This window comes from Stackebrandtia sp., from assembly GCF_035643755.1.
Lineage (GTDB): Bacteria > Actinomycetota > Actinomycetes > Mycobacteriales > Micromonosporaceae > Stackebrandtia.
Genome location: NZ_DASQPW010000014.1, coordinates 1 through 4,115, shown reverse-complemented (window position 1 = coordinate 4,115; position 4,115 = coordinate 1). Strand labels below are relative to the sequence as shown.

Genomic DNA, 4,115 nt, shown 5'->3' with positions numbered 1-4,115 from the left:
GACCCGCCGCGGCCGCCGAACCCCCGCCGCCCCCGTCCGAACCCCAACCCCCCGAGCCACCCCGCACCTGGACCGGCCCCAACGGCCGCTTCGGCGCCATCACGGTGGGCATCGAGCTGTTCGTCGTCGGCGCCCTCTTCGGCTTCGTCGGCTGGGGCGTCTGGGCGCTGAGCCACATGAGCTCCGGCTTCGTCTACCTGCTCTTCATGTACCTGATGGTCCTGCTGGTCGCGGTCGGCGTCTTCGCCCTGGCCCGCGTCATCGGCACGCTGATCATCGTGCGCATGATGAACCGCACCCGCCGCAGCGCCCGACTGTCCCATTTGGCGGCCGGGGCGCTGATGGTCTACGCGGGAATCTGGTGGCTGGGCCAGGTCCCGTTCATCGCGGACTTCATGACATGGATCTCACACGTCTTTTAACAACCCGCTTGCCGCCCCCGTCGGGCGCCCGCTAACCTATAGAGCGCTGCGCGGACGTAGCTCAATGGTAGAGCCTCAGTCTTCCAAACTGATTACGCGGGTTCGATTCCCGTCGTCCGCTCCACGAAGAAACCCCAGGTGAGACGGCACCTGGGGTTTCTCATGTGGATAATCGGCCTTCTGGCCGTGCCAGACTGGTGGCGACGCCCTCGACTCGCGGCGGCACATCCACACAGGAGCGACTTCCATGTCCGAACGGCTGCGACGCAACCAACAGGTGATCGACGAGTTCCGTTCCTCGGCGGGGGTGGTCGGCGGCGACTTCGACGGCGTCCCGCTGCTGCTGCTCACCTCGACAGGCGCCCGCACCGGCCTGGCCCGCACCATGCCCATGACCTACCTGCGCGACGCCGACCGCCTCGTGGTGTTCGCCGCCAACGGCGGCCGTCCCCAACACCCCGCCTGGTTCCACAACCTTCTCACCCACCCCGTAGCCCACGTCGAGGTCGGCACCGAATCCTTCGACGCCGCCGTCACCGTCCTGGACGGCGAAACCCGCCGGCGCCTGTGGACCGAGCAACTCAAGCACACCCCGTACTTCGCGGGCTTTCAGGAGAAGTCGGGGCGCGAGATTCCCGTCATAGCCCTCGCCCGCGCGTCTTGACCCTCCCGCAACGGGAGGCTATACGGTCCGATCCATGAAGATAGTCGTGCACGACACCGTCACCGCCATGGACGAGCTCCTTCGCCTCCCGCAGGACGAGCGCCTCGAGGCGCTGCGGCGTCTCTACGCTCCCGTCCAGAAGGTAGTGTCCAAAGTAGCCCCCGTCGACCTCGCCCAAAACCACCAGACGGCGGGCGGTTTCCGCATCGACGGCGACGACTCCCGTTACCTCGACGCCATCCGCCAACTGCGCGACCGCGACACCCTGGGCGACATCGAAACCACCCTCAACGCGGCCCGCGACCACCTCCTGGCCGCGGCCCCCGCCGCCCGCTCCGCCGACACGGTCCACGTCGTCCTCGCCCTCGGCGATCCCGACGACCACCTCTTCACGGTCACCAACTCGGGCTACCTCGGCTTTGGCGGCTTCCCGGGCGCGATCCAACTGTTCATCTGGCCCAACGAAACCAGCCTCGCCAAGATCGGCTACGCCGCGGCCCACGAGCTCCACCACAACATCCGCTACTCCAACGTCACCTGGAACCCGATGACCGTCACCCTGGGGGAGCAGGTGGTCGCCGAGGGCCTGGCCGAGGCGTTCGTCCGCGAACTCGCCGGCCCCGAGGCCATGGGCCCCTGGGCAACCACACTCACCGGCGACGGCCTCGACGCGGCCTACGCCACCCTCGTCGCGGCCATCGACACCACCGGCATGGAGAACTTCCCGCCCTACGTCCACGGCGACGACACGGCCAGGTACCTGGGTCTGAAACCCGCGGGCCTGCCCAACTTCGCCGGCTACGCGGTCGGTCTGCGCATCGTCGACGCCCACACCTCGGCCACCGGCCTCACCCCCGCCGCCAGCGTCGCCCTCCCCGCGTCCGAGGTCCTCTCCAACGCGGGAATCGCCACCGGCACCTGACCGCGAGCGCCGAAACCATCAAGCCACTGTATTCACACAACCGTCCAGACTATTCGGTCCTACTTCCCTAGGTGAGCATCGAGTTGCGCACGTACTGTGCAATGAGGGAGATGCCCGTTCACATCGCCAGGCATTCGCGTAATGCCATGGCATCCCCGAAAGGAAGTTCCACAATGAAACGTGCTTTGCTCGCGTTGATCATCGCTGGCGGCGTATTCGCGATGTCGGGCTGCGGAAGTGGCGACATCGCCGATGCGTCCCAGGGCGATGGTACGAGCAAGAACCACGACGGGAACGGGGGGGATCAGGAAGGCAGTCGCGACAAGCCTTATGCTCCAAGCGATGTCGTCCATCTCGAGAACTGGGACGTGTCGCTGGCGAAGACGGACACGGATGCCACCAAGGACCTGGAGTCCGATGGATTCAACGAGATCAAGGCGGGATCGGTCGCCATCCAGGTTCGTGTCAGTGTTACCTACACGGGAAAGAAGTCCGACGACCCTGGCATGGATGTTGTCCTGGAGTTTGTCTCCTCCAAGGGAAACACCTTTGATGATTCCTCGGGCGACGGCTGTCTTCCCGAGAAGTCCCTTCAGGACATCGGCAACATGTACCCGAAGGCCAAGGGCGAGGGTGACGAGTGCGTTCAGATGCCCAAGGACGCGGTGAAGGGCGGGGTCTGGAAGATCTCGTCCCTGCTCGGGGACAAGACGGCGTTCGTGGCCATGGCGTAGATCCTCGCCACGGCGAATGGCCCACGCCTCGACAGCGTGGGCCATTCCCTCAGCTCACTCGTTTACAGCGACGCCTTGTACTTCAACGCGTAGGCCAGCTTCCCGGGCTTGTCGTCGTCGTACGTCTTGGACAGCTTGTCGAACTCGTCGCCGTCCCAGGACTTGAGCGCCCCAAGGTCCTTCGCGGTCTGCCCGTCCCCGATCACGGTGTCCGACGGCAGGTCGGTCTGGGCCTTGGTGAAGCTCTTCACGGCATCCAGGTAGCTGTCCAGGTCGTCGGCGTTCCAGTCGACGGGATTGTCGTCCCGCAGCCACGTTCCCCAGTAGAACTCCTGGAACGGCACCGACTCGGACTCATACCCGATGTCCCGTCCGAAGTAGAGCAGCCCGCGGTACTTGTCGTTGACGAACTTGGACAGGCCCACGCCGTCGGGCAGCTGGTCGGGCGTGATGGCGTTCCCGTCGACGTCCTTCAGCCACACCCACTTGTTTTGCTTCATCTTGTCCCAGAACGCGTCGGGCGACAGCTGCGACAGGTTGTCCAACACCTTGAGCCGCAGGTGAAGCTTCGCGCCCCCGTCCGCCAGCTCATAGAACGACGTCAGCGTGTGGTGTCCGTCCACAAGATACGGAACCCCGTTCGGCCCGATCACGACGGACTTCATGTCCGCCTCGCTGTCGTCGGTCTCCTGCCCCACGGGAATCTCGCACTCGAACGACGACGGATCGTCCAGTCGCGCCCCGTCCCCCACGGACTTCGCCCCGCCCTGACCATTGGTCTCGCACCAATCGTCGAACTTCTTGTTGACCTCGTCCTTCCCGAACGCGTACCGCCCCAGGTTGTAGTACACCTCGTCATACCCCAGCGACGGCTGCGTGGCCCGCACATCCCCCAACGTCACATCCAACAGGTCCCCGCTGGCGGCACACCGATACGCCGCCGGCGTCGCCCGCCCATGCTGATCCGCGCACGCGGCCGAGCCGGGGGCCGAGGCGAGCGCCACCCCCGAAACCCCGAGCGTGGCAGCACCCAGCGCCGCCGCCGCGAGTGTCTTCCAGATCCGACCGCGACGCGCGCGCATTTCAAGCATGGACTCGGCTCCTCGTCACCTGTGCGTCAAAGCAATTGCCGCCCCACGTTGGCGGACCATGGTGAAGTCCAGGTAACGAAACCTACAAATCCTGGGTAAAAAGTCCCGCCCACCCCACCAGATACCGACTCGCGCCCACACGACCAGGTGCGCTAGGCTGCTGAGCGTCACAGGCCGCGCGCGGCGCGGTCTGTCCACATCGGGACGTGGCGCAGTTTGGTAGCGCACTCGCTTTGGGAGCGAGGGGTCGCAGGTTCAAATCCTGTCGTCCCGACAGAGATA

The 4,115-nt window shown here is 65.5% G+C and carries 5 protein-coding genes and 2 tRNA genes; 6 read left to right on the top strand and 1 reads right to left on the bottom strand.

The window, feature by feature from the left end; genetic code table 11:
• The 5 genes from VE172_RS01085 to VE172_RS01065 all read left to right on the top strand — a co-directional run.
• On the top strand, nucleotides 1-422 hold a 422-nt coding region (locus VE172_RS01085; RefSeq protein ID WP_324795916.1), incomplete at its 5' end, for a hypothetical protein.
• 50 nt (nucleotides 423-472) lie between these two features.
• Nucleotides 473-546: transfer RNA gene (locus tag VE172_RS01080), tRNA-Gly, on the top strand.
• 123 nt (nucleotides 547-669) lie between these two features.
• Nucleotides 670-1,086 (top strand): nitroreductase/quinone reductase family protein, encoded by a 417-nt coding sequence (locus VE172_RS01075; protein WP_324795913.1) that lies wholly within the window; start codon nucleotides 670-672, stop codon nucleotides 1,084-1,086.
• Nucleotides 1,087-1,120: 34 nt separating this feature from the next.
• Nucleotides 1,121-2,008, top strand: a complete 888-nt coding sequence (locus VE172_RS01070; protein WP_324795910.1) for a DUF2268 domain-containing putative Zn-dependent protease — start codon at nucleotides 1,121-1,123, stop codon at nucleotides 2,006-2,008.
• 173 nt (nucleotides 2,009-2,181) lie between these two features.
• Nucleotides 2,182-2,742 carry a hypothetical protein gene (locus tag VE172_RS01065; RefSeq protein WP_324795907.1) on the top strand — a complete coding sequence of 187 codons (561 nt, stop codon included), beginning with the start codon at nucleotides 2,182-2,184 and terminating at the stop codon, nucleotides 2,740-2,742.
• A gap of 62 nt (nucleotides 2,743-2,804) precedes the next feature.
• On the opposite strand, the gene VE172_RS01060 is transcribed toward VE172_RS01065, so the two are convergent.
• Complete coding sequence (locus tag VE172_RS01060) at nucleotides 2,805-3,824, bottom strand: ParB/Srx family N-terminal domain-containing protein (protein WP_414715047.1); 1,020 nt, start codon at nucleotides 3,822-3,824, stop codon at nucleotides 2,805-2,807.
• Nucleotides 3,825-4,033: 209 nt separating this feature from the next.
• On the opposite strand from VE172_RS01060, the gene VE172_RS01055 reads away from it, so the two are divergent.
• A tRNA-Pro gene (locus tag VE172_RS01055) sits at nucleotides 4,034-4,107 on the top strand.
• Nucleotides 4,108-4,115: the final 8 nt, after the last annotated feature.